The following is a 25,582-nucleotide window of genomic DNA, read 5'->3' on the forward strand; positions in this document are numbered from 1 at the left end:
GGCCTCAACGGTTGGCGTCGGAGTGGGTCATGGCGGTGTAGAACAGCCAGGACACCAACAGGATGATGAGGAAGTACACCAGCGAGAACGCCGCCGCCGGGCCAAGGTCGAATTGGCCGACGGCCATTTGGGTCAGGGTCTGACTGAGGAAGGTGGTGGCATTCCCCGGACCACCGCCGGTGAGCACGAACGGCTCGGTGTAGATCATGAAGCTGTCCATAAAGCGCAGCATTACCGCGATCAACAGCACACTCTTGAGCTTGGGCAGCTGGATATGCCGGAATACCGCCCAGCTCGAGGCCCGATCGATCCGTGCCGCCTGGTAGTACACATCCGGGATCGCCCGTAGTCCCGAATAACACAGCAGCGCCACCAGGGAGGTCCAGTGCCAGACGTCCATCACCAGCACCGTGACCCAGGCGTCCATGGTGTTGGCCGCGTAGTTGTAGCTGATGCCCATGGCATTGAGGCTCGAACCCAGCAGGCCGATATCGGCGCGGCCAAAGATCTGCCAGATGGTGCCCACCACGTTCCACGGGATCAGCAGCGGGATCGCCAGGATAATCAGCACCAGCGACGACCAGCGGCCCTTGGTCGGCATGGTCAGGGCGATGCCGATACCGAGGGGGATTTCGATCAGCAGCACACAGGCCGAATAGATGAACTGGCGCAGCAGCGAGTCATGCAGCCGCGGGTCGAGCAGCACCTGGCGGTACCAATCGGCACCGACAAAATAACGGCTCGACTGATCGAAGATGTCCTGCACCGAATAGTTGACCACGGTCATCATCGGGATCACTGCACTGAAGGCCACCAGCAGGAACACCGGCAGCACCAGCCACCAGGCCTTGTTGTTCTGCACCTTGTTCATGGCAGCACCTCCAACAGGTAATCGTCGGCATAGACCATCAGCCACTGCGCCGGAAAACTGATGTACGCAGTGCCCTGAGGCACGGGCTTGTCTTCGGCCAGGCGCACCTTGAGCGGCTGGCCATCGAGCTTGAGGGTCATGATCTTGTAGGTGCCGAGGTCTTCGACATGTACGACAGCGGCCTGCAACGCGTCATCAAACGGCTCGTCCCACACATGGACGAATTCCGGGCGGATGCCGATCTTGAGGGTGGTCCATTGCGACTCGGCGATGCGTTGCTGCTGGGCCTCGGACAGCGCCAGGTGAGTGCTGGCGAAACCGACGCCCCCAGGTTGCGGCTGGACCTGGATCAGGTTCATCCCGGGGCTGCCAATGAAGTAACCGACAAACGTATGGCTGGGTCGCTCGAACAACTCCCGGGGCGTGCCGAATTGCACGATCTGCCCGCCGTACATCACGGCGATCTTGTCGGCGAAGGTCGAGGCTTCAAGTTGGTCGTGGGTCACGTAGACCATGGTGATGTTGAATTGCTCGTGGATCTGCTTGAGCTTGCGCCGCAGTTTCCACTTCAAGTGCGGGTCGATCACCGTCAGCGGCTCATCGAACAGGATCGCCGATACGTCATCGCGCACCAGGCCACGGCCCATGGAGACCTTCTGCTTCTCGTCGGCAGTGAGGTTGCGCGCCTTTTTATCCAGCAGGGCCTGCAGATCCAGGACTTCGGCGATCTCCTGGACCTTGCTGTGGATCCTGGCCTCGGCCATGCCCTGGTTACGCAGGGGGAAGGCCAGGTTGTCGAACACCGTCATGGTGTCGTAGACCACCGGAAACTGGAAAACCTGGGCGATGTTGCGTTTTTCCGGGGTCAGCTGATTGACCACCTTGGCATCGAACAGCACCTGGCCCTCGGACGGGCTGAGCAACCCGGAAATGATATTGAGCAAGGTCGACTTGCCGCAGCCGGACGGCCCCAGCAAGGCATAGGCCCCGCCCTGCTCCCAGACATGGTTCATCTCGCGGATCGCGTAGTCTTCAGGCCCGGCCGGGGTCCGGCTGTAGCTGTGGGCGAGGTTGTGCAAGCGGATCTCGGCCATCAGGCAACCCTCGCGACACGACGACTGGGAGCCTGGACCAGACGGCCCTGGGCATCGAACACAAACAGCTTGTGGGTCGGGATGTAAATGCGGATCGGCGCATCGACGTCGTACTCGTGCACCCCGGGCAAATGCAGCACCAGCAGGAAGTGTTCGTTGCGCACATGGAGGAAGGTCTCGGAGCCGCTGATTTCCGCCACCTCGACGGTCACCGCCAACTCCAGGTCATCGTCATTGCTCGGCACCAGGGAGATATGGCTGGGGCGCACGCCGAAACGGAACTCGCCCTCGCCCACCGGGCGCAAATCGACGTTCAGCGGGAAATGCACAAAGTTGGCGAAACTCACTTCATTGCCGGTGATGCGCCCAGGCATCAGGTTGATCGGCGGCTCGGAGAACAGCTCGGCGGCCAGCACCGTCTGCGGCTGATGGTAAACCTCGGCGGTCTGGCCGCTCTGCACCACTCGGCCCTCGTGGAGGATGGTGGTGGTGCCGCCCAGGGCCAGCGCTTCGTTGGGCTCGGTGGTGGCGTAGATGGCAATGGTATGGCGCGCCTTGAACAACTCGCGCATTTCCTGGCGCAATTCTTCGCGCAGCTTGTAGTCGAGATTGACCAGGGGTTCATCGAACAGGATCAGGTCGGCATCCTTGACCAGCGCCCTGGCCATGGCCGTGCGCTGCTGCTGGCCGCCCGACAACTCCAGGGGGTAGCGCTGCAGGAACTTCTCGATGCGCAGCATCTGCGCGGTCTCCAGCACCTTGCTGCGAATCTGCTCGGCCGAGACCCCGGCCTGGCGCAGCGGCGAAGCGATGTTCTCGAACACGGTCATGGTCGGGTAGTTGATGAACTGCTGATAGACCATCGACACATTGCGCAGGCGCACCGGGCGCTGGGTCACGTCGACCCCGTTCATCAGGATGCGGCCACTGTCAGGCTTGTCCAGGCCGGCCATCAGCCGCATCAGGCTGGTCTTGCCGGACAGTGTGCGGCCGAGCAGGACATTGAAGGATCCGGGTTGGAAGCTGAGGCTGGCGTCATCGATCCAGGTCTGGCCTTCGACGACACGGCTGACGTGCTCCAGTGTGAGTGACATGGCTCGGCCTTTTTATTATTGGAGTCAAGCGACCGGGACAGCAGAGCGAGTTTCGTGCCAATCATTCAGGGTTTCAGCAAGCCATTGATAAGGCTCGGCTTTACGCAAATAGGGGCCCGCCGCGTTTTCACTGCTGAACAGAAATGAACAGCTCTGGCTGAACACTTGAACAGCTGCGCGGTTGACAATGAACAATTGTGAACAACACTGGATAGACGCTTTCTGCAACCCAAGGCTTGTGCTGCGGCCACCGCCTGCGGCGCCAGCAAGCCCGACACGCTGTCTTCAATAAGAAAAATAATAAGAGACCCACGGCCATGAGCGCTCCTGCCCCGCTGTTGCCCCACGACACCATCATCAAGGACTCCTGGCGGCGCTGCCGCGCGTTCGGCCTCGATCACCAAAGCCCCCCAGTGTTCGATCAACTGCCCGCCGAGCGCATCGCGCAACTGCTCGAAAGCCAGCATTCCCTGGTGCAGACCACGCACCAGGAAGTGCTGCCCTATTACGAGAATATCCTCAGCAACTCCAACTGCCTGATCATGCTCGCCGACAACCAGGGCCAGGTCCTCACCTCCTGGGGCACCCAGCGCTTTATCGAGCCGCGCCTGGCCCACGGCTTCAATACCGGCGTCAGTTGGCGGGAAGACCGCACCGGCACCAACGCCATTGGCACTGCCCTGGCCTGCGAGCAGGCGGTGCACATCGAGCACGACGAGCATTTCCTCAAGGCCAACCGCTTCATGACCGGCTCCGCCGCACCGATCTTCGACACCGAGCGCCGGGTGATCGCGGTGCTGGACGTGTCCAGTGACAGCTACCTGCCGCCCTCCCATACCCTAGGCATGGTCAAGATGATGAGCCAGACGGTGGAGAACCGGCTGATCCTCAATCTGTTCCACGGCCGGCACTTCCAGCTGACCTTCAACACCGGGCTGAACAACCTCGACAGCCAATGGGCCGGGCTGCTGATCTTCGACGACAGCGGCCAGGTACTCTCGGCCAACCGGCGCGCCGACAACCTGCTGGGGATCAGCCTGTCGCGTGTGGCCATCGACAGCCTGTTCCAGGTGTCGTTGCTGGAACTGCTCAACCAGCCCGAAGGCCAGCCCTTCGCCCTGCAAGCCGCCGGGCGCAATCGCTTCCATTGCCTGCTCAAACGGCCCCAGCACAGGCCGGTCCAGGCCCGGGTATTTGCCCAACCCAGCGCCGCCCCCACCCCAGCCCCGACGTCGGCCCTCAGCCTCAACTCCCTGCACTTCGGCGACAGCCGGGTTGAAAAAGCCGTGCGCCAGGCTGAGCGCCTGCTGGAAAAAGACATCCCGCTGCTGATCCACGGTGAAACCGGGGTCGGCAAGGAAGTGTTTGTCAAAGCCCTGCACCAGGCCAGCTCACGCAGCAAACAGGCATTGATTGCGGTGAACTGCGCGGCGATCCCCGCCGAACTGGTGGAGTCCGAGCTGTTCGGCTATGAAAAAGGTGCGTTCACCGGGGCCAGCCTCAAAGGCAGCATCGGGCTGATTCGCAAGGCCGACAAAGGCACGCTGTTTCTCGATGAGATCGGTGATATGCCGCTGCCAACCCAGGCGCGCCTGCTGCGGGTGCTACAGGAGCGCTGCGTACAGCCGGTGGGCAGCAGCGAGCTGTTCGCGGTGGATATCCGGATCATCTCCGCCACCAACCGCTCCCTGCGCGAGCAGGTACAGCTCGGCCGCTTCAGGGAAGACCTGTATTACCGCATCGGCGGCCTGACCCTGGAACTGCCGCCCCTGCGCGAACGCAGCGACAAAGCGGCGCTGTTCCAGAAAATCTGGGAACAGCAGCGTGAACCCAGCCAATGGGCCGGGCTCAGCCGCGAGGTACAAGCCCTGTTCGAACGCCACCCCTGGCCCGGCAACTTGCGCCAGGTCAGCAGCGTGATGCAGGTGGCCCTGGCCATGGCCGAGGAACAACCGGTGCGGCCGGAGCATTTGCCGGATGACTTCTTTGTCGACCTGGAGATGGAAGCGGTCGAGACGCCGACGGTGGATGGGCATGACGCCGAGGACTTGAACCAGATGCTCCAGGCCGTGGGCGGTAACATCTCCCACCTGGCCCGGCGCCTGGGGGTAAGCCGCAACACCCTCTACAAGCGGCTGCGCCAGCTACAGGGCTGAGCGCGGCGATGGCAAGACCGCAGGCAAACAAAAACCCGCACCAGGCGGGTTTTGTTTGTAGCCGTTACTGCAATCAGTCAGCCAGACGCCAGGTGGTCCCGCCCTTGCCGTCTTCCAGCACCACGCCCATGGCGGTGATCTGGTCGCGGATACGGTCGGATTCCGCCCAGTTCTTGTCGGCACGGGCCTGCAGGCGAGCCTGGATCAGCGCTTCAACCTCAGCCGCATCGACCCGACCTTCGGCACCGGCCTGCAGGAAGTCATCGGCTTCCAGTTGCAGCACACCGAGCACACTGGCCAGCTCTTGCAAACGCGCCGCCAGACCCGCCGCGGCATTGAGATCGCTCTCACGCAGACGATTGATCTCGCGCACCATCTCGAACAGCACGGCGCAGGCTTCGGGGGTACCGAAGTCGTCGTTCATCACCTGGGTGAAGCGTCCGACAAAGGCTTCGCCACCGGCCGGGGCCACTTTCGGCAGGCCTTTGAGCGCGTGGTAGAAACGCTCCAGGGCACCTTTGGCGTCCTTGAGGTTGTCTTCCGAGTAGTTGATCGCGCTGCGGTAATGGCTCGACACCAGCAGGTAACGCACGACTTCCGGGTGGTACTTGGCCAGCACGTCACGAATGGTGAAGAAGTTGTTCAAGGACTTGGACATCTTCTCGCCATTGATGCGAATCATCCCGCAATGCATCCACGCGTTGGCGTAGGTCTTGCCGGTGGCCGCTTCGCTCTGGGCGATTTCGTTTTCATGGTGCGGGAACTCAAGATCGCTGCCGCCGCCATGAATGTCGAAGGTCTCGCCCAGGCAGCAGGTCGACATCACCGAGCATTCGATGTGCCAGCCCGGACGGCCGTCACCCCACGGCGAAGGCCAGCTTGGCTCGCCCGGCTTGGTGCCTTTCCACAGCACGAAGTCCAGCGGGTCCTGTTTCGACTCGTCGACTTCGATCCGCGCGCCGATGCGCAGGTCTTCGATCTTCTTGCGCGACAGCTTGCCGTAGCCCATGAACTTGGCGACGCGGTAGTACACGTCGCCATTGCCCGGGGCGTAGGCGTAGCCCTTGTCGATCAAGGTCTGGATCATGCTCAGCATGCCCGGAATGTGATCCGTGGCACGGGGCTCCAGGTCCGGCTTGAGGATATTGAGGCGCGCCTCGTCCTCGTGCATCGCGGTGATCATGCGCTCGGTCAGCGCGTCGAACGGCTCGCCGTTCTCCCGCGCGCGATTGATGATCTTGTCTTCGATGTCGGTGATGTTGCGCACATAGGTCAGGTCATAACCGCTGAAGCGCAACCAGCGGGTCACCAGGTCAAAGGCAACCATGCTGCGGCCGTGGCCGATGTGGCAGTAGTCGTACACGGTCATGCCGCACACGTACATGCGCACTTTGTTGCCATCCAGCGGCTTGAAGACTTCTTTGCTCTTGGTGAGCGTGTTGTAGATCGTTAGCACTTTAATTCCTTGACTGAATCACTGGCCCCAGGAGTCGCGCAGGGTCACGGTACGGTTGAATACCGGCTGACCAGGTTTCGAGTCCTTGATATCCGCGCAGAAGTAACCTTCGCGCTCGAACTGGAAACGGTCTTCCGGCTGTGCGTTGCCCAGCGAGGGTTCGGCACGACAACCAGTGAGCACTTGCAGGGAGTCAGGGTTGATGTTGTCCAGGAAACTGGCGCTGTCCTCGGCCTTCTCCGGGTTCGGAGAACGGAACAGGCGATCGTACAGGCGCACTTCGCACTCGACGCTGGCGGCAGCCGGCACCCAGTGCACCACGCCCTTGACCTTGCGGCCTTCAGGGTTCTTGCCCAGGGTTTCAGGATCGTAGGAGCAGCGCAGTTCGACGATGTTGCCCTCGGCGTCCTTGATCGCTTCATCGGCACGGATCACGTAGCTGCCGCGCAGGCGCACTTCGCCGTTGGGCTCCAGGCGCTTGTAGCCTTTTGGCGGCTCTTCCATGAAGTCGTCACGGTCGATGTAGATCTCACGCGCAAACGGCAGCTTGCGCACGCCCAGCTCTTCTTTCTGTGGGTGACGCGGCAGTTCGAGGTCTTCGACCTGGCCTTCCGGGTAGTTGGTGATCACGACTTTCAACGGACGCAGTACGCACATGGCGCGCGGGGCGTTGGCGTCGAGGTCCTGACGGATGCTGAACTCGAGCATGCCGTAATCGACCACACCGTCGGAGCGGTTGGTGCCGACCATCTCGCAGAAATTGCGAATCGACGCCGGGGTATAACCGCGGCGACGGAAGCCCGACAGGGTCGACATGCGCGGGTCGTCCCAACCATGGACGTGCTTCTCGTCCACCAGTTGCTTGAGCTTGCGCTTGCTGGTGATGGTGTAGTTCAGGTTCAGGCGGCTGAACTCGTACTGGCGCGGGTTGGCCGGCACCGGCAGGTTCTCCAGGAACCACTCGTACAGCGGACGATGGCTTTCGAACTCCAGGGTGCAGATCGAGTGGGTGATGCCTTCGATGGCGTCCGACTGACCGTGGGTGAAGTCGTAGTTGGGGTAGATGCACCACTTGTCACCGGTCTGGTGGTGATGGGCGTGGCGGATGCGGTACATGATCGGGTCGCGCAGGTTCATGTTCGGCGAGGCCATGTCGATCTTGGCCCGCAGCACCCGTGCACCGTCCGGGAACTCGCCGGCGCGCATGCGGTTGAACCAGTCGAGGTTTTCTTCGACGCTGCGCTCGCGGAACGGGCTGTTCTTGCCCGGCTCGGTCAGGCTGCCACGGTATTCCTTGGCTTGATCCGGGCTCAGGTCGTCGACATAGGCCTTGCCGGCCTTGATCAGCTCCACCGCCCAGTCGAACAACTGGTCGAAGTACTTCGAGGCATAGCGCACTTCACCGGACCATTGGAAACCCAGCCACTTGATGTCGCTTTCAATGGCGTCGATGTATTCCTGGTCTTCCTTGGCCGGGTTGGTGTCGTCGAAGCGCAGGTGAGTCACGCCGCCGAATTCCTGGGCCAGGCCGAAGTTCACACAGATCGACTTGGCGTGGCCGATGTGCAGGTAACCGTTGGGCTCAGGCGGGAAGCGGGTCACGATCTGCGTGTGCTTACCCGAGTCCAGGTCCGCCTGGATGATCGGGCGCAGGAAGTTGACCGGTACGGCCGGTCCAGTCTTGGAATTCGAGGTAGGGTCGACAGTGGGCTTGCTCATAGGATCCTTGAACGTACAAGTGCGCGGCCGGGTGCGGCCTGATCAATCAAAAACGGACACTATAGCCGATGCGGCCAAGCGCCTGACAGCGCCGCTTGGAAAACTGCGGCTATTAATGCAACTCAAATGAAAAAACAGCCTCGAATTTCGTGCGCCTCACGCTAAACTGCGCACCGTGGCTGATTTCAGCCCGTACGGTTCGGGGCCCGCAGGCCCTATCAGCGCCCCGAAACCCACGAATTCCTTGAACCACGCACTACTTGAAAGAGTACCGATCATGACCCAAGTCAAACTGACCACCAACCACGGCGACATCGTGCTGGAACTGAACGCCGAGAAAGCCCCGGTCACCGTGGCCAACTTCATCGAATACGTTAAGGCCGGCCACTACGAAAACACCGTGTTCCACCGTGTCATCGGCAACTTCATGATCCAGGGCGGCGGTTTCGAGCCAGGCATGAAAGAAAAGAAAGACAAGCGCGCCAGCATCCAGAACGAAGCCGACAACGGCCTTTCCAACGACAAGTACACCGTGGCTATGGCTCGCACCATGGAGCCGCATTCGGCCTCCGCACAGTTCTTCATCAACGTCGCCGACAACAGCTTCCTCAACCACAGCGGCAAGACCACCCAGGGCTGGGGCTACGCAGTCTTCGGCAAAGTGGTTGAAGGCAGCGACGTGGTCGACAAGATCAAGGGCGTCTCCACCACCATGAAAGGCGGCCACCAGGACGTACCAGCAGACGACGTGATCATCGAGAAAGCCGAGATCATTGAGTGATATTGCTGATTTCAGATTTGCATCTGGAACAGGAGCGCCCGGACATCACCCGGGCGTTTCTGGATTTACTCGGCGGACGTGCCCGCGAGGCACAGGCGCTGTACATCCTCGGTGACTTCTTCGAGGTGTGGGTCGGCGACGACGCCATGAGCCCCTACCAGCTTTCCATTTGCCAGGCGCTGCGGGAATTGAGCGACAGCGGTACGCAGATTCTCCTGATGCATGGCAATCGCGACTTCATGCTCGGCAAGGCCTTCTGCAAGGCGGCCGGCGCCACCCTGCTCAAGGACCCGAGCGTGGTCGACTTCTACGGTGAGCCGGTGCTGTTGATGCACGGTGACAGCCTCTGCACCCGCGACGAAGCCTACATGCGCATGCGCCGCTACCTGCGCAACCCGCTCACCCTGTGGATTCTGCGGCACTTGCCGTTGCGCACCCGGCACAAGCTGGCGCGCAAGCTGCGCAACGAAAGCCGCGCGCAAACCCGGATGAAAGCCAACGACATCGTCGATGTGACACCCGAAGAAGTACCGCGGGTGATGCAGGCGTTTGGCGTCCACACCCTGGTCCACGGCCATACCCACCGCCCTGCCATCCACAAGCTGCAACTGGGCGAGCAGGCGGCCAAGCGCATCGTGCTGGGGGATTGGGATCGTCAGGGTTGGGCCTTGCAGGTCGACGAGCAGGGTTTCCAACTGGCCGCGTTCGATTTCGTACCGACTCAACTGGCCCTTCCCAGCCAGTAAGCCCCCTGTGGTGAAAGAGCGTGCTCCATCACCACAGGTTGCGCCTCAGTGGCCGCCTGAAGCCGGACCGGCCTTGGCCGCAAACGGCGGTTTGGCCAGCCAGACCAGCAGAATCAACCCCATGAACACCCAGCCCAACAGGGTGAAGTAGTCGACGGTCGACAGCATGTAGGCCTGGCTGGTCAGCACCTGGTCCAATTGCGCATAGGCCTTGGTACCGGCCCCGCCGAGGTTGTTCAGGGCCTCGCGGGTTGCAGGATCGAAGGTGCTGATGCTCTCGCTCATATAGGCGTGGTGCTGGTCGGCCCGGCGGATCCAGATCCAGGTGGTGAGCGACGCCGCGAAGCTGCCGCCCAGGGTCCGCAGGAAGGTCGCCAAGCCCGCGCCGTCGGCAATCTGGTGTGGTGGCAGGTCCGACATCAGGATGCTCAGGGTCGGCATGAAGAACAGCGCCACCCCAATCCCCATAAACAGCTGCACCAGGGCGATGTGCTGGAAGTCCACCTCACTGGTGAACCCGGCGCGCATGAAGCAGCTCAGGCCAATCGCCAGGAACGCCAACCCGGCCAGCAGCCGCAGGTCGAACTTGTGGGCGTACTTGCCGACAAAAGGCGACATCAGCACCGGCAGGATACCGATCGGCGCCACCGCCAGCCCGGCCCAGGTGGCGGTGTAGCCCATCTGGGTCTGCAACCACTGCGGCAGGATCAGGTTGATGCCGAAGAACCCGGCATAACCGCCCACCAGCACAATGGTGCCGATGCGAAAGTTGCGATAGGCGAACAGCCGCAGGTTGACCACCGGGTGGCGGTCGGTCATTTCCCAGATCACGAACACCGCCAGGGCAATCACCGAAATCAGCGTGCCGATGATGATGAAGTTGGACTCGAACCAATCCAGGTCGTTGCCCTTGTCCAGCACCACCTGCAGCGCGCCGACGCCGACGATCAGGCTCAGCAGGCCGATGTAGTCCATCGGCTGGCGACTGGTAACCACCGGCCGCGCCTTCAGTTGCTGCTTGACCACCCAGGCGGCAAACAGGCCGATCGGCACGTTGATAAAGAAGATCCACGGCCAACTGTAACTGTCGGTGATCCAGCCGCCGAGGATCGGCCCGGCAATCGGCGCGACCACCGTGACCATCGCCAACAGTGCCAGGGCCATCCCCCTTTTGGCCGGCGGATAGACCGCGATCAACAGGGTCTGGGTCATCGGGTACAACGGCCCCGCCACCACCCCCTGCAACACGCGAAAGCCCACCAGCTCGGGCATCGAGGTGGAAATACCGCACAGAAACGAGGCCAGCACAAACAGAATGGTGGCCCAGATAAACAGCTTCACCTCGCCGAAACGCCGGCTCAACCAGCCGGTCAGCGGCAAGGCAATGGCGTTGCTCACGGCAAACGAGGTGATGACCCAGGTGCCCTGCTCGGAACTCACCCCCAGGTTGCCGGAAATGGTCGGCAAGGCCACGTTGGCGATGGTGGTGTCGAGCACCTGCATGAAAGTCGCCAGGGACAGGCCGATGGTACTGAGCAGCAGGCTGGGCGGCGTGAAAGACGCGTTATTGCTCATCGCGAATCCTTTGGAACGAGGCTGGCGCCGCGACCCTCAAGGGCCGCGACTGGCGGATTGGCGGATCAGCGCTGCGCGGTCTTGCCGATGGCAGCGCTGTTGTCGTGGATCAGGCGCGCGATCATGGCGTCGGCTTCGCCCAACTGGCGGTCGTAGACGTTGGTGCTGAACGAGGCTTTTTGCGGGGGTTGCTGGGCCAGTACCGGGCCGCTCTGGTCATGCAGATTGACGTTGACCAGGGTCGACAGGCCGACCCGCAGTGGGTGCTGCGCCAGCTCTTCGGCATTGATGTGGATGCGCACAGGCACTCGCTGCACGATCTTGATCCAGTTACCGGTGGCGTTCTGCGCCGGGAGCAAGGCAAAGGCACTGCCGGTGCCGGCCCCCAGGCTGTCGATGGTGCCGCTGTATTTGACGTCGCTGCCGTAGAGGTCGGCTTCGATATCCACCGGCTGGCCGATGCGCATGTCACGCAGCTGGGTTTCCTTGAAGTTGGCGTCGATCCACAGCTGATTCAGCGGGATGACCGCCATCAACGCGGTGCCGGGCTGGACCCGCTGTCCCAGTTGCACAGTGCGCTTGGCCACATAACCGGTGACCGGTGCAATCAGCGTGCTGCGGGCGTTGGTCAGGTAGGCCTGGCGCAACTGGGCGGCGGCGGACTGCACGTCCGGGTGCGACGAAACCACGGTGTCGTCCACCAGGGCATTGGTGGTGTTGAGTTGTTGCTGGGCGTTGGCCAGGGCGTTTTGCGCCGAGGTCAGGTCATCCCGGGCGTGGGACAGCTCTTCCTGGGAAATCGCCCCGCTGGCCGCCAGGTTTTTCCGGCGATTGAAGTTGTCCTGGGCTTTTTGCACCTCGGCTTTCTGCGCCGCCACCTGGGCTTTCATGCCGTCGACATTGCTGTACAAGCCACGCACCTGACGCACAGTGCGAGCCAGATTGGCCTGGGCGCTTTGCAGCCCGACCTGGGCATCGTTGGGGTCGAAATTGATCAGCACCTGGCCTTCATGCACCAGGTCGCCATCGTCGGCACCGATGCTGACCACGGTGCCGGTCACCAGCGGCGTGATTTCCACCACGTTGCCGTTGACGTAGGCGTCGTCGGTGCTTTCATTCCAGCGCCCGTACAGCTCGTGCCAGGCGAAAACGCCGATGCCGCCCAGGATCACAATCAGCGCCAGGATCAGCAACATGATTTTGCGCTTGCGCGGATTGCTCGTGTCCGGGGTGTTTTCGGATGTTTGGTTAGTCTCGGCAGTGGCCATGACAAGTCCTCGAATTATTTAGTCTGCGTGGCGGGGGTCGGGGTGGCCGAAGCCAGGTTGCCGGCCTCGAAGCCGCCCCCCAACGCCTGCATCAATTGAATCGACAGGTCGATCTGCTCGGCATTCAGGGTCGCCAGCTGACGCTGGGCCTGCAGCAATTGCTGCTCGATGCTGAGCACGTCCAGGTAGTTGCCGATGCCGGAACCGAAACGCTGGACCACGGTGTTGTAGGACTCCTGGGCAATATCGGTGGCATGTTGCTGGGCGGCTATCTGCCGGCCGATATCGCGCAACTGGGAAATGCTGTCGCTGACATCCCCCAGGGCAGTCACCAGGCTTTTGTTGTACTGGGCCACCGCCAGGTCGTAGTCGGCATCCCGCGCGTCGAGGTCGGCGCGCAAGCGGCCGCCGTCGAAAATCGGCAGCGAAATCGTCGGCGCAATGTTGAAGAAACGGCTGGCGGAACCGAACATCGCATCCCCCAGCAAGGCCTGGGTACCGGCGGCGGCACTGAGGTTGAGGTTGGGGTAGAAGCGGGTCTTGCCGGCGTCGATGCTCCTGCCTGCGGCCTCTACCCGCCAGCGGGCGGCGATCAGGTCCGGGCGACGGCCCAGCAGCTCGGCGGGCAAAGTGGAGGGCAAGGCCACGGCGCTGGCCTGCAACACCTTGGGCCGGGCGATTTCATTGCCCCGGTCCGGGCCTTTGCCGAGCAGCACGGCCAGGGCGATCTTGGCGCTTTGCAGTTTTTTCTCGGCATCGATCAGGGTGGCCTGGGAGCTGGCCTCGAGGCTTTCGGTCTGCTGGTACTGATACTGGCTGTCGATGCCGGAGCTGAGGCGCTTCTGGCTCAGGTCGAGCATCTGTCGGGTGCGCTTGAGGTCGTCATTGGCCAGGTCGTGGACAATGTGCGCCTGGCCTAGGTCGCTGTAGGCCCGTGCCACGTCGGCGGCCAAGGTCAGTTGCGCGGCCTGGCGATCGATTTCTGCAGCGCGGGCCTGACCCAGCGCAGCTTCCCAGGTGGCACGCTGGCCACCCCAGAGGTCGAAGTTGTAATTGAAATTCAGCCCCAGGCTGCGCACCGTGCTGTAGGTGCCGCCCTGCCCGCTCGGGTCCTGGTCGCGGGCCAGGCGCGAACGGCTGACACTGCCGCTGGCATCCAGGGTCGGCATGCGCGAAGCATCGGCGGCATAGGCCGCGGCGCTGGCCTGATGGGCCCGGGCGCTGGCGATCTGCATATCCGGGCTATCATGCAGGGCTTCCTGGATCAGGCCGTCGAGCTGTGGGTCGCCCAGGCTTTTCCACCAGTCATTCTTTGGCCAGGCCGCTGGCGACAGGGTCACGCCCGTGAGGGACTGCCCGGCCTTGAGGCTCTTGGCATCAAGGCTCACGCCTTCGGTATCGAGGCCGCTGTAGCTGGCACAGCCGGCCATGCTCATGGCCAGCAGCACCAGGCTGACGCGGTTACGCAAGGTTTTACTGCTCATTTATCACCTACCCGCAACACGGTGATCGGGTCACCGGCTGCCAGCAAAATTTTCTTGAGGATCTGTTCCAGGGTTTCCAGCTCTTGCGGGCTGATGGCGCCCGCCAGCTGATTCATGGCCTGCGCGCCGATGTGGGGCAAACGGTCCGCGAGTTTCTGGCCTTCTTCGGTGAGCACCAGTTGCACCTGGCGCCGATCGCCTTCGGAACGCCGACGGGCGAGGAAATCCTTCTGCTCCAGGCGGTCGAGCATGCGCGTCATCGATCCGCTGTCCAGGGACAGGTGACGGCACAGCTCGGCCGGGGTGTCGACGCCGAACTGGGCCATGATGATCAGCACCTTGAACTGCGCCGCCGTGATGCCGTGGGGCTCCATATGGGTGTCGATGATCCGGTCCTTGAGCAACGCAGCGCGCCCGAGCAGAAGGCCCAGGTGGCAGTTTTGGAAGTTGTCCGGCGTGTAATGTTTCATCTGACCACCCATTAGCTGCCTAGGCAGGGAAAGTATGTCGAGATGTTACTGCCTAGGCAGCGAATGTCAAAGCAATAATTAGCATGCTTTGTATTTGGCTGGATAAACGGCATCGGGCGCGGTGTTGGCCGCTGCGAGGGGTCAGGTATTCAGGAGATGTCCGTGAGGCCTGTAGCCGCTGCCGAGCCTGCGAGGCTGCGCTGGCCCGATCAGGCGCCGTGGGGGTGTCAGGTGTTCGGACGGTGACCGTAAGGGATAGCGTCCCAACGCGGCCCGAGCCTGCGGCAGCGGCTACAAACCTTTACCGCGAGGCTGCGCTGGCCCCTCAGGCACCACGGAGGCAGCAGCTACCGCTGCCTCAAAAATCGCGCTTATAGAAAATATCCAGGGAACTGGCCACGCCACTGGCCGCTTCCAGGTACACCTTTTTGCTCAACTTGTAGCGCAAGGCGATGGTGTTGGCCGGTTCGAACACGCCGACGCCGTAGCGCAGGCTGAGTTTCTCCGAGATATTGCCGCTGGCGACCACCGCCGTGTTGGTGCCGCTGCCCTGGGTGTCGAGCTGGAAGTCCTGGATCCCGAGGTTTTTCGCCAGGCTGCCGGTGAAGTTGGAACTGCCCATCAACCCCAGCCCCAGCGCCGCCTGGGCCAGCATGTTGTTGTCCTCGCCGGTGGAACTCAGCGGCCGCCCCAGCACCAGGTAGGACAGCGCCTGCTCCTGGCTCATGGCCGGTTCGGAGAAGATCTGCGTCACCGGCTGTTCGGCGCTGCCGCTCAGGCGGATCCCGGCGATCACGTCGTCGGTCTGGCGGATCGCTTCAATGTCCAGGTACGGCTGATCGATGGGCCCGGCGAACAACAGCCGCGCGCGACGCACGGTCAGGCGCTGGCCATAGGCCCGGTAGCGCCCGTCGTTGAGCCACAACTCACCACGGGTGTCCATGTTGTCACCGATATGCACATGCCCCTGCAGGTTGGCGGTCAGGCCGAAACCGGCAAAGCTGAGCTTGTCTTCGCCCACCACCACATCGACGTCCATCGCCATGGCCATCGGCGGTTTACCCTCGGCGGTCTGCTGCCCGATGATCACCGTGTCGTCCGAAACCTTGACCGTCGACGGCGGCAACTCGCGCACCTTGATCTCGCCCTTGGGCACATGGACCTTGCCGGCAATCGCCAGTTTGTCGCCCTGCATGGAGATTTTCAGGTCCGGCGCCACTTCCAGCACCGCGTAGGGCTCGACGGTTACCGGCAACTGCGAGCCCTTGAGATTCAGGTCCACCGCCAGCGCCTGACCCCAGGCGACTGTGCCAGTGAGGCTGCCCTGCCCGGCCTTGCCGCTTTTCCAGGCGCCATTGAGTTGCACGCTCTCACCGGCGATCTGCGCCTGCAGTTGCAAATCCTCAAGACTGATCGGCAGCTCGGAACCGGAAACCTCGCCACCACTGAGCGTCAGGTTGCCATTGACCTGAGGCGCCAACAGCCCGCCCGACAGGCGTCCGCTGCCATTGAGGTTGCCCGCCAGCTTCTCGACCATCGGCACAAACGGCCGCACCACCGCCAGGTCCAGGCCGCTCAAGCGGAATTCCCCGGACAGCGCCTTGTTTTTCGCCAGGGGATTGATCTGCGCCTGCACCAGCAACTCGCCAAGCTTGCCGCCGGCGAACTCGAGACGGGTGTCGATGCGCTTGGGGTTGAGCGTGGTGTTGAGTTTCAGTGCCTGGTACGGGAAGTCCAGCCACTGATCCTTTTCCTTGATGCGCAAGGTGCCACCGCTGGCGTCCACCAGGATCTGGCCTTTGGGCCCGCTGGCGGGCACGTCCAGTTGCAGGTCGGCATTGAGCTGGCCCTTCCACGCAAAATCCTTGGGCAGCCACTGCGCGAGGCTGTCGAGGGGGAATTGCTTGAGGTGATAGCGCAGCTTGGGCTCAGGCATCAGGCGTTGATCTTCGCCGCACAGGCTGGCCGCGCCGGAAGCCCAGCAATGGGCGCCGAAGTTGAGCTTGCCGTCGGCCAGGTACTCCAGTTTCGCCGGGGCTTGCAGCTTCCAGTCCTGGCCACCGCTCTGGATATCGCCGCTGGCCAGGCGTCCGCGCCAGTTGCCTTGATTAAGGACGCCATCCAGACCCAAGGCCAGTTTCAGCAGCGGGCCTTGCAGGTCCAGTTGCAGCTTCTGGTTCTTGATATCGCCCTGGCCGGCCAGGGTCAGGGTGCCCAGCTGGGTATCTCCGACCTGGATCCCGCTGCCCTTGAGGTCGAGGCGGGCCTTTTGCGCGCTGTCAAGATTCGCGGCAACCACCAGGCTTTGCAGGCGGTTATCGACAAACGCCAACTGCTGGCCTTGCAGGTCGAGCTTGCCCTGGGGCGCATTCAAGGTCCCGGCCAGGTCGAGGCGACCATTGGCCTGGCCGCGCAACTGCGGCCACAGCTGGCCCAGGCGCGGCAGCTTGATATCCAATTGCCCGGCAAGTTTCTGCTGCAGGCTGCCGGAGCCATTGATGCGGTTATCCCCCAGGCGGATATCGAGGGTGCTCAGGGTCCACTGCTGCCCCTGGCCATCGGCCTTGGCCTGCAACACCGCAGGTTGGCCACGCAGCTTGCCCTTGAGGTCGAGGTCGGCATTGAGCTTGAGCTGTTCGTTCTTCAATTGCCCCTGGCTGCGCAACGGACCCGCGAGCGTGCCCGGCAGCTCCGCCAGCCAGTACGCCGGGTTGATCGCCGACAACTGCAGCGCCGTGTCCCAGGCGATGCCGTCGGCGAATTGCAGTTTCAGGTGTCCCTCGGCCTTGCCCTGCCCGGCCGCCAGCTTGAATTCAGGGAGAAAGATCTGGGTCAGGTCACCACTGAACGGGCTGCCGAGGCTGAAGGCACCGGCCGGCCCATCGAGGTCGCCCTGGAAGTTGCCCAGGTAATGGCCGTCGCGGTACGACACTTCGGCATTGAAGGTGCGCACCGCCACCGCGGGCTCGTCGATCACCGGGTACAGGCGGTGCCAGGGGAAATCCAGCCAGGCGACCTTGCCCTCGGCGCTGAAGCCTTCGCTCCAGTCCAGTGCGCCGGTCAACTTGAGGCTTTGCTTGTCGTTGGCGGTCAGGTCCAGGGCGGCGATCTGCGCACCGTTGGCGTCAACCTTGCCGGTCAGCGCCAGGGCCACCGGGCCCTGCTCGGCCGGAAGGCTGGCGCTGCCCTGCAATTGATAGCCGTGTTTCAGGTCGCCCTGGCCGGTCAGCAGCAACTGATTGAGTATCAGGGTATCCGGCAGCTCGGCGCTGGCCTTGAAAGCATCGGCAGTAATACGGACCTGGGCCGGCAGGTTCTCCACCAGCGGTTGCAGTTCGCCGCTGAGCTGGCCCTGCAAATAACCGCTGCTGTCGGCGTGCAAGGTCAGGGTCTTGAGCAGGTCGCCTTCGACCTTCAGCGCCAACGCCCAGGGCTCATTGCCCGGCGCCGGCAGGGTCAGGTTGCCGCTGGCCTGCAGGGGCCAGTTGCCACTGGGGTGCAGCAGCCCGGCCAGGTTCAGGCTCAGGTCGTCGCGCTGCAGCTGCAGTGAGTCGATCTGCAAGCCCTGGGCGGTCCATTGTGCGGCCAGTTGCAGGCCTTTGAGTTGCTCGCTGCCGTTAAACAGCAGGTTGCCGACCCGCACCTGACCCAGCTCGATCGCCAGCGGCAATTGCAGGTCCGGCAGGCTGATGGGGCCGCTGCTGTCGTCGCTGCCCGGGGGGAATTGCAGACTGACCTGCTCCACATCCAACTGCTCGATGCACAGGGTCATGCGCAGCAGGCACGATGGCGACCAGGCAAACTTCGGCGCCACCAGCTCGACCCGGCTGCTGCCTTGCTCCCACAGCAGGTGATCGGCGCTCCACTGGCCAGCCAACTGCCCGGCAAAATTTTCCACGCTCAAGCCCGGTACCCGGCCCAGGGCCCAGCGGCTGCCGGCCTGAGTGCCTACTAGCAAGGCCACACTCACTACCAGCAGCAACAGCAGAGCCACCATTGCCAGCAGCGTTATTTTCAAACCACGCTTCACAGCTCCGGCCCCATGGAAAAGTGCAATCGAATACCACCGTCATCATTCAGCGCGTGGGCCAGGTCGAGGCGAATCGGCCCCACCGGTGACACCCAGCGCACGCCAAGGCCGACCCCGGTCTTGAGGTTCGGCAGTTCGAGCTTGTTGAAGGAGTTGCCCTGGTCGACGAAGGTCGCGATGCGCCACTTCTCGGCAATCGAATACTGATACTCGACACTGCCGGCCACCATGTAGCGCCCACCGATACGGTCGCCGTCGGAGTTTTCCGGGGACAGGCTCTGATAGTCATAACCGCGCACACTTTGGTCGCCACCGGCGAAGAAGCGCAGGGACGGCGGGATCGATTTATAACCGTTGGTGGCACTGCCACCGAACTGCACCCGCCCCAGGAAGCGGTGGTTATCCCAGACCGTGGTCAGCCCCTTGAGCAGTACCGTGCCGTACAGCAGGTTGGTGTCGGAGGCCAGGCCTTCCTTGGCCAGCTTGGTGTCGAATTGCAGGCGATAGCCGTTGTGCGGATCGATGCGGTTGTCACTGCGCAGGTAGGAATACGTCAGCCCGGGCATCAGCAGGTTGCTCAGGCCCGAGTCATCGCCCAGGCGATATTCTTCGCGCTGCCATTTCAACGACACCACGCGCTGCCAACCACTGGGCAGCTTGCTGTGCCATTCAGGGCCGATGGTCAGCAGTTTGCTGAGGGTGTCGGTGTTGGCGATTTCTTCATTCTGATAGCCACCGGCAAAACGCAGTTTGTCGGTGAGCGGTGGATCCAGCGGGATGTCGTACCACAGCCCGACGTTCTGCCGGGGCGCCGAAACCTCGGCCTCCCAGCCATAGCTGTGGCCCTGCGGATTGACCCAGTGCCGGGTCCAGTTGGCCTTGGCCCGAGGCCCGACGTCGGTGGAGAAACCCAGGCCCAGGCCCATGGTCCGGGGCTTGCGGGTTTCCAGCTGGACCGCCACCGGGATCACGTCGTTGGCCGCTGCCGTAGGCGCCGCGTCGACCCGCACGCCCTCGAAATAGCCACTCGATTGCAGCGCCTGGTTGAGTTCGGCAATCAGCTCGGAGTCATAGGGTGCGCCGGCCTTGAACGGCACCATGCGCTGCAGCAGCTCTTCATCGAACGGCGCATCGCCGGCGAAGCTGACCTTACCCAACGCATAGCGCGGGCCGCTGTCGTACACCAGTTCGATATCCGCGCCCCCTGCCTGGGGATCGACCGCCAGCCGCTGCCGGGTGAAACGCCCACTGAAAAAGCCATAGCGCGAGGCCTGATTCTGAATCAGGCGCTTCGCATCTTCGTAGTAACCGTGGTTGAGCACGGCCCCGGTTTTGAGCTGGTCGCTCTTGGGCACTCGGAAAGACTTGAGGCTGGCCGCCGGGCCTTCGATACGCACGATGACGTCGCGCAGGTGCACGGGTTCGCCGGGGTCGATATTCAATACCAGACGTGGCTTTTCGCCACCTTTGACGTCGCTGCTGATCTGCGGCTGATAGTAGCCAAGGGCCTGGGCGGCCTTGCGCGCCTGCTCCTCGGCGCCGCGACTGAAGCGCAGCAAGGCCTCTTCGTCACGGTCTCCGACACCGCCAATGTAGCCCTCCACATTGGCCTTCAACTCGTCATTGGCCGGCTTGACCCTGACATCCAGTTCGCTTTGCGCCAGCGCCGCACAGCTTGTAAACAGCAGCAACAGGCTGCTGGTGATTCTTCCAGGAAACTTCATAGGCGCGGATGCTATCACGAGCTTGGGAGCGTGATAGAACCCACAGCCCCCGGAAAAGTTCTATCTCAAGCTGTTGCGCTGTGTAACACCTGGGGATTGGCGTGAAAAAAAACGTGCTCGCGAATCGGCCCCACAGCGATTTCGCCGATCTCTTCATAACCCTGGCGCTTGTAGAACTCCAGGTAGCGTGGGTTGCCGGTATCGAGCACCACGCCCTGGGAGTTTTCGTCCACCGCGCACCAGTTGTGCACGGCGGTCAGCAGTTGCTCGCCAAAGTGCTGGCCCTGGAATTGCGGGTGAATCCCCAGCAGCGGCAACACGTGCACAGCGTCGCTGGGCAAACAGGCGCTGACTGCTGCGTGGTAGTCCAGGTAACGCCGGGTGCAGCGAAAGCCGGTGCTCAGCACCATGCGCAGGCGCCAGGCCCAGCTTTCGGTGATCCCCAGCCGGCGCTGGGGCGGTGCGATCAGGGCAATGCCGATCAAGCGGTCGTTGACCAGCAGGCCGATGGCTGGCAGATCCTGCAGAAAATGCTGTTTGACCAGTTCCCGTACCGTGGCCCGCACGCGCTGCTCATACCCCGGGCGCTCGGACTCGAACAGAAAACCGAAGGTCGGTTCATGCCGGTAGGCCTGGTACAACAGCGAACGCGCCTCCCGCGAGTAGCCGCTGTCGAGCATGTGGATATCGGCGATGGCAGTGGATGTTTCAGGCATTGCGGTTGACTCCCCTGGACCCGGCTCAAATGGCCGCGCTCTTGTTGTTACGAGCCTTTTCGTCCGGTGATCGTTCCCCGGTCCAAGGACATTAGCAGCGCATCCGGGCTGCCGCCACGCTGGTGGCGCTGCGACTTGTCGGCTAGCATCGCTGTTTTGCCAGGACCGCCGACCATGAAAATCGTCTCGTTCAACATCAACGGGCTACGTGCCCGCCCTCATCAGCTGGCGGCGCTGATCGAGAAACACCAGCCGGATGTCATCGGCCTGCAGGAAACCAAAGTCTCGGACGAGCAGTTCCCCCTGGCTGATGTCCAGGCCCTGGGTTACCACGTGCATTATCACGGGCAGAAAGGCCATTACGGTGTGGCGCTGCTTTCGCGCCAGGCGCCCCTGAGCCTGCACAAGGGGTTCGAAGGCGATGACGAAGAGGCCCAGCGGCGTTTTATCTGGGGCACCTTCGCCGACGCCGATGGCACCCCGGTGACCATCATGAACGGCTACTTCCCCCAGGGCGAAAGCCGCGACCATCCGACCAAATTCCCGGCCAAGCAGCGTTTCTACAACGACTTGCAACAGCTGCTGGAAAGCCGCTTCAGCAACGACCAGCCCTTGATCGTCATGGGCGATGTGAACATATCGCCGGAAGACTGCGACATCGGCATCGGCCCGGAGAACATGAAGCGCTGGTTGAAAACCGGCAAGTGCAGCTTCCTGCCGGAAGAGCGCGAGTGGATGGCGCGCCTGAAGAACTGGGGCCTGGTGGACAGCTTCCGTCACCTCAACCCGGAGGTCAGCGACCGCTTCAGCTGGTTCGACTACCGCAGCCGCGGCTTTGAGGATGATCCCAAGCGCGGCCTGCGCATCGACCTGATCATGGCGTCCAACGGACTGCTGCCACGGGTCAAGGATGCCGGGGTCGACTACGAATTGCGCGGCATGGAAAAACCCTCCGACCATGCGCCGATCTGGCTCGAACTGAGCTGATTCACCGGCTTTCGCCCAGGCACAAAAAAGCCCATCGCAAGATGGGCTTTTTCATGAGGTCAGCGCAGCTCGATATGCGGGGTGGTGCCAGCGGCCATGATGGCTTCGATGGCGATCTCGCGGGTCGGCTCCGAATCATAGAGGTGGCTGGCGATGATCACCTCCTGGCCGGCCTTGAGCTTGAAGTACGACTTGCCGCCCTGGGAAATCTTGCGCACATAGCGCTCGGCAGATGCGCAATGACGACGAAACAACGCAATGGCTGCTTCGGCAGTGTCTCGACACGGGTAGCGGTTGCTTTGCAGCAGGGTCTTGGCTTCCTTGGACTTCAACAGGAATCTGCATTCGCCACTGTCATACTGCTTCAGCTCGAACCAGGCACTCATTTCCAACTCCTTTGAACAACGAAATAGCAGCAACATGCTGCTGGGGAGCCTGTCGGGGATGCAGGCTTCGCAGCGCTTCCAATCCCCGCCAGACAAAGTTTTCGACTCTATCCATCCCCCCAAGGAAGGTCTTTAGGACATATCTGAAAGTCCGTCGGATCCTTCCCGAAACATCAGCCGCCGGCTGTCACATCCGCGTCACCTCCCTGACTTAATCTCGCCGCAACTCCCCTCCATAGAAGGCCGGTAGCGCATGCCCCGCGTGTTGACAGTCAGTGAACGAGATATCTGGTGCCGGACCCTCAGCATGTTGCTGATCGGTTTTGCCTGCTACGCCCTGCCCTGGTCGGTGTTCGCCGCCCTGCCGCTGGGCAGCGACAACAGCAGCGTGCTGCGTATCCAGGGCTCCAACACCATTGGCGCCAAACTCGGCCCGGCCCTGGTCAAGGGCTTGCTGGAGGAACAAGGGCTGCACAAGGTGCGGATCGAAGCCACGGGCAAGGACAACGAGCAGCGGGTGGTGGGCCAGACCAGCCAGGGCCGGCCCGTGCGGGTTGACGTCGCCGCCCACGGTTCCAGTACCGGTTTTGCCGCCCTGAAAAATGCCAGCGCCGACCTCGCCGCCGCCTCACGCGCCATCAAAGACAGCGAACTGGTGGAGCTGGAAACCCTGGGCGACTTGAAAAGCCCGGGCGCCGAGCAGGTGATCGCCATCGACGGCCTGGCAATCATCCTCAACCCCCACAACCCGCTGACCCAATTGAACACCGAGCAACTGGCGCGTGTGTTCAGTGGCGAGGTCAAGACCTGGGAAGAATTGGGGGGCGTCGGCGGCGCCATTCATTTATATGCCCGCGATGATCAATCCGGGACCTACGACACCTTCAAGGAGCTGGTACTCAGCCGGCGCGGCAAGGCCCTGGGCAGCGCCGCCAAACGCTTCGAGTCCAGCGAGCAATTGTCCGATGCGGTCAGCCAGGATCCCCAGGGCATCGGCTTTATCGGCCTGCCCTACGTGCGCCAGGCCAAGGCCGTGGCCATCGTCGACGGCGAGTCGCAGGCCATGCAGCCGCTCAACAGCCTGATCGCCACCGAGGACTACCCACTGTCGCGGCGCCTGTATTTTTACCTACCGCCCAATGGCCACAACCCCTGGGCCACGGCGCTGGTGGACTTCGCTCAAAGCGCCAGGGGCCAGGCCATCGTCGCCGCCAATGGTTTTGTCGCGCAGACGGTGCAAGCCATGAGCGTGACGGCCAGCCCGCAGATGCCCGAGGGTTACCAGGCCATCGCGCGCCAGGCGCAACGGCTGACGGTCAACTTTCGCTTCGAGGAAGGCAGCGCCAGCCTGGACAACAAGGCACGCCAGGACCTGAACCGGGTGCTGGACTTTCTCAAGCAGCACGCCAAGCTCGATCGGCAGGTGACACTGGTGGGGTTTGGCGATGCCAAGAGCGATACCGCCCGCGCCGCGCTGCTGTCCAAGCTGCGGGCCATGGCAGTGCGCCGGGAACTGGTGAAAAGCGGAGTGGTACTGCGCGAAATCCAGGGATATGGCGCGCAGATGCCGGTGGCCGCCAACACGGCGGACGAGGGCCGGATCAAGAATCGCCGGGTTGAAGTCTGGGTCTACTGAGGGCGGCAACCCGGCAGCGCGAGGCCAAACCAGCCCCGCGATGCCTGAGCGGTCAGTGGCTGCTGCGGAGCATCTCCTTGGGCACGTATTTGCCGATTTCGAACTTGCCGATCGCGGCGCGGTGCACTTCGTCCGGGCCGTCGGCCAGGCGCAAGGTGCGCTGCATGGCATACATATAGGCCAGCGGGAAATCATTGGAGACCCCGGCCCCGCCGTGGATCTGGATCGCCCGGTCGATCACCTTCAACGCCACGTTCGGCGCCACCACCTTGATTTGGGCGATTTCGCTTTTCGCCACCTTGTTGCCGACGGTGTCCATCATGTACGCCGCCTTGAGGGTCAGCAGGCGCGCCATGTCGATCTCCATCCGCGAATCGGCGATCTTGTCGATATTGCCCCCCAGGCGTGCCAGGGGTTTACCAAACGCGGTGCGGCTTACCGCACGCTTGCACATCAGTTCCAGGGCGCGCTCGGCCATGCCGATCGAACGCATGCAGTGGTGGATGCGCCCCGGGCCCAGGCGACCCTGGGCGATCTCGAAGCCCCGGCCTTCACCCAGCAACACGTTCTCGTAAGGCACCCGCACATTGTCGAACAGCACTTCGGCGTGGCCGTGGGGCGCATCGTCGTAGCCGAACACCGGCAGCGGCCGCACGATCTTCACCCCCGGGGCGTCCACCGGCACCAGGATCATCGAGTGCTGCTGGTGACGCGGCGCGTCCGGGTTGCTCAGGCCCATGAAGATCAGGATCTTGCAGCGCGGGTCGCAAGCACCCGAAGTCCACCACTTCTTGCCGTTGATCACCCACTCGTCGCCATCACGCTCGGCACGGGCGGCCATATTGGTGGCGTCGGACGAGGCCACATCCGGCTCGGTCATGGCAAAGGCCGAACGAATCTCGCCGCGCAGCAGCGGCTCAAGCCAGCGTTGCTTCTGTTCTTCGTTGGCGTAGCGCACCAGCACTTCCATGTTGCCGGTGTCCGGCGCCGAGCAGTTGAAGGGCTCGGGGCCCAGCAGCGAGCGGCCCATGATTTCCGCCAGGGGCGCATATTCAAGGTTGGTCAGGCCGGCGCCGAGTTCCGACTCGGGCAGAAACAGGTTCCACAAGCCCTCGGCCTTGGCCTTGCGCTTGAGCTCTTCCATGATCGCGGTCGGCTGCCAGCGGTCACCTTCGGCGACCTGGCGTTCGAACACCGCTTCAGCCGGGTAGACGTAAGCGTCCATGAACGCGGTGACGCGCTCACGCAGTTCCTGAACCTTGGGGGAGTAAGCGAAATCCATGGGCAGCTACCTTCTTGAGGGAGGTGGTTGAGGGCATGGAATCGATGCTAGAACAGCTTACGAAAATTTACCTAGCCTATTCTCGGCGTGTATTAACATTCATCACC

At 62.6% G+C, this 25,582-nt stretch carries 19 protein-coding genes; 5 read left to right on the forward strand and 14 right to left on the reverse strand.

The genetic code is table 11. The features are described 5' to 3' along the window. Positions 1 to 4: 4 nt before the first annotated feature. The 3 genes from ACOZJV_RS30415 to ACOZJV_RS30425 are packed head-to-tail and all read right to left on the reverse strand — an operon-like array spanning position 5 to position 3,059. Complete coding sequence (locus tag ACOZJV_RS30415; protein WP_020296758.1) at positions 5 to 871, reverse strand: carbohydrate ABC transporter permease; 867 nt, start codon at positions 869 to 871, stop codon at positions 5 to 7. After that, positions 868 to 1,965, reverse strand: coding sequence for an ABC transporter ATP-binding protein (locus ACOZJV_RS30420; RefSeq protein ID WP_421549205.1), 1,098 nt, complete (start codon positions 1,963 to 1,965; stop codon positions 868 to 870). Before ACOZJV_RS30420 ends, ACOZJV_RS30415 begins: the two co-directional genes overlap by 4 nt. Beyond that, positions 1,965 to 3,059 (reverse strand): ABC transporter ATP-binding protein, encoded by a 1,095-nt coding sequence (locus ACOZJV_RS30425; protein WP_078473597.1) that lies wholly within the window; start codon positions 3,057 to 3,059, stop codon positions 1,965 to 1,967. Before ACOZJV_RS30425 ends, ACOZJV_RS30420 begins: the two co-directional genes overlap by 1 nt. Positions 3,060 to 3,376: 317 nt before the next feature. On the opposite strand from ACOZJV_RS30425, the gene ACOZJV_RS30430 reads away from it, so the two are divergent. Further along, on the forward strand, positions 3,377 to 5,215 hold the full coding sequence (locus ACOZJV_RS30430) for a sigma-54-dependent Fis family transcriptional regulator (protein WP_421549206.1): 1,839 nt from the start codon (positions 3,377 to 3,379) through the stop codon (positions 5,213 to 5,215). Positions 5,216 to 5,288: 73 nt separating this feature from the next. Here ACOZJV_RS30430 and cysS read toward each other — a convergent pair whose 3' ends face one another. Both cysS and ACOZJV_RS30440 read right to left on the reverse strand, forming a co-directional pair. Continuing rightward, positions 5,289 to 6,671, reverse strand: coding sequence for a cysteine--tRNA ligase (gene cysS / locus ACOZJV_RS30435; RefSeq protein ID WP_421549207.1), 1,383 nt, complete (start codon positions 6,669 to 6,671; stop codon positions 5,289 to 5,291). An 18-nt stretch (positions 6,672 to 6,689) separates the two neighbouring features. Then, positions 6,690 to 8,390: a glutamine--tRNA ligase/YqeY domain fusion protein gene (locus tag ACOZJV_RS30440; RefSeq protein WP_078473600.1), complete on the reverse strand. Its 1,701-nt coding sequence runs from the start codon at positions 8,388 to 8,390 to the stop codon at positions 6,690 to 6,692. A 277-nt stretch (positions 8,391 to 8,667) separates the two neighbouring features. Here ACOZJV_RS30440 and ACOZJV_RS30445 point away from each other — a divergent pair, with 277 nt between their 5' ends. After that, the gene (locus ACOZJV_RS30445; protein ID WP_020296764.1) at positions 8,668 to 9,171 is read left to right on the forward strand and encodes a peptidylprolyl isomerase; all 504 of its coding nucleotides are present in this window, start codon (positions 8,668 to 8,670) and stop codon (positions 9,169 to 9,171) included. Next, on the forward strand, positions 9,168 to 9,917 hold the full coding sequence (gene lpxH / locus ACOZJV_RS30450; RefSeq protein WP_421549208.1) for a UDP-2,3-diacylglucosamine diphosphatase: 750 nt from the start codon (positions 9,168 to 9,170) through the stop codon (positions 9,915 to 9,917). Before ACOZJV_RS30445 ends, lpxH begins: the two co-directional genes overlap by 4 nt. 45 nt (positions 9,918 to 9,962) lie before the next feature. Here the strand turns inward: lpxH and ACOZJV_RS30455 are convergent, their stop codons facing one another. The 7 genes from ACOZJV_RS30455 to ACOZJV_RS30485 all read right to left on the reverse strand — a co-directional run bounded on the left by ACOZJV_RS30455 (position 9,963) and on the right by ACOZJV_RS30485 (position 21,184). After that, a complete protein-coding gene (locus ACOZJV_RS30455; protein ID WP_078473602.1) occupies positions 9,963 to 11,492 on the reverse strand; it encodes a DHA2 family efflux MFS transporter permease subunit in 1,530 nt (509 codons plus the stop codon). 65 nt (positions 11,493 to 11,557) lie between these two features. Further along, positions 11,558 to 12,760 (reverse strand): HlyD family efflux transporter periplasmic adaptor subunit, encoded by a 1,203-nt coding sequence (locus ACOZJV_RS30460; protein WP_078473603.1) that lies wholly within the window; start codon positions 12,758 to 12,760, stop codon positions 11,558 to 11,560. Between the two features lie 14 nt (positions 12,761 to 12,774). Next, positions 12,775 to 14,244, reverse strand: coding sequence for an efflux transporter outer membrane subunit (locus ACOZJV_RS30465; RefSeq protein WP_201131652.1), 1,470 nt, complete (start codon positions 14,242 to 14,244; stop codon positions 12,775 to 12,777). Next, positions 14,241 to 14,714, reverse strand: coding sequence for a MarR family winged helix-turn-helix transcriptional regulator (locus tag ACOZJV_RS30470; protein ID WP_020296769.1), 474 nt, complete (start codon positions 14,712 to 14,714; stop codon positions 14,241 to 14,243). The genes ACOZJV_RS30465 and ACOZJV_RS30470 overlap by 4 nt, the downstream gene beginning before the upstream one ends. A 358-nt stretch (positions 14,715 to 15,072) precedes the next feature. Continuing rightward, a complete protein-coding gene (locus ACOZJV_RS30475; protein WP_421549209.1) occupies positions 15,073 to 18,744 on the reverse strand; it encodes a translocation/assembly module TamB domain-containing protein in 3,672 nt (1,223 codons plus the stop codon). Continuing rightward, positions 18,741 to 20,468, reverse strand: a complete 1,728-nt coding sequence (locus ACOZJV_RS30480) for an autotransporter assembly complex protein TamA (protein ID WP_421549210.1) — start codon at positions 20,466 to 20,468, stop codon at positions 18,741 to 18,743. The genes ACOZJV_RS30475 and ACOZJV_RS30480 overlap by 4 nt, the downstream gene beginning before the upstream one ends. Before the next feature lie 65 nt (positions 20,469 to 20,533). Further along, positions 20,534 to 21,184, reverse strand: a complete 651-nt coding sequence (locus ACOZJV_RS30485; RefSeq protein ID WP_020296772.1) for a GNAT family N-acetyltransferase — start codon at positions 21,182 to 21,184, stop codon at positions 20,534 to 20,536. 174 nt (positions 21,185 to 21,358) lie between these two features. On the opposite strand from ACOZJV_RS30485, the gene xthA reads away from it, so the two are divergent. Further along, the gene (xthA, locus tag ACOZJV_RS30490; protein ID WP_020296773.1) at positions 21,359 to 22,171 is read left to right on the forward strand and encodes an exodeoxyribonuclease III; all 813 of its coding nucleotides are present in this window, start codon (positions 21,359 to 21,361) and stop codon (positions 22,169 to 22,171) included. 59 nt (positions 22,172 to 22,230) lie between these two features. Here xthA and ACOZJV_RS30495 read toward each other — a convergent pair whose 3' ends face one another. Next, positions 22,231 to 22,557 (reverse strand): YegP family protein, encoded by a 327-nt coding sequence (locus ACOZJV_RS30495; RefSeq protein WP_020296774.1) that lies wholly within the window; start codon positions 22,555 to 22,557, stop codon positions 22,231 to 22,233. A 253-nt stretch (positions 22,558 to 22,810) separates the two neighbouring features. On the opposite strand from ACOZJV_RS30495, the gene ACOZJV_RS30500 reads away from it, so the two are divergent. Then, entirely contained in the window at positions 22,811 to 24,193 is a 1,383-nt protein-coding gene (locus ACOZJV_RS30500; protein ID WP_078473607.1) for a substrate-binding domain-containing protein, read from the forward strand. A gap of 52 nt (positions 24,194 to 24,245) precedes the next feature. On the opposite strand, the gene ACOZJV_RS30505 is transcribed toward ACOZJV_RS30500, so the two are convergent. Further along, complete coding sequence (locus ACOZJV_RS30505; RefSeq protein ID WP_421549211.1) at positions 24,246 to 25,475, reverse strand: acyl-CoA dehydrogenase; 1,230 nt, start codon at positions 25,473 to 25,475, stop codon at positions 24,246 to 24,248. Positions 25,476 to 25,582 lie beyond the last annotated feature (107 nt).

The sequence above is a fragment of the Pseudomonas sp. QD4 genome (assembly GCF_049199125.1).
Lineage (GTDB): Bacteria > Pseudomonadota > Gammaproteobacteria > Pseudomonadales > Pseudomonadaceae > Aquipseudomonas.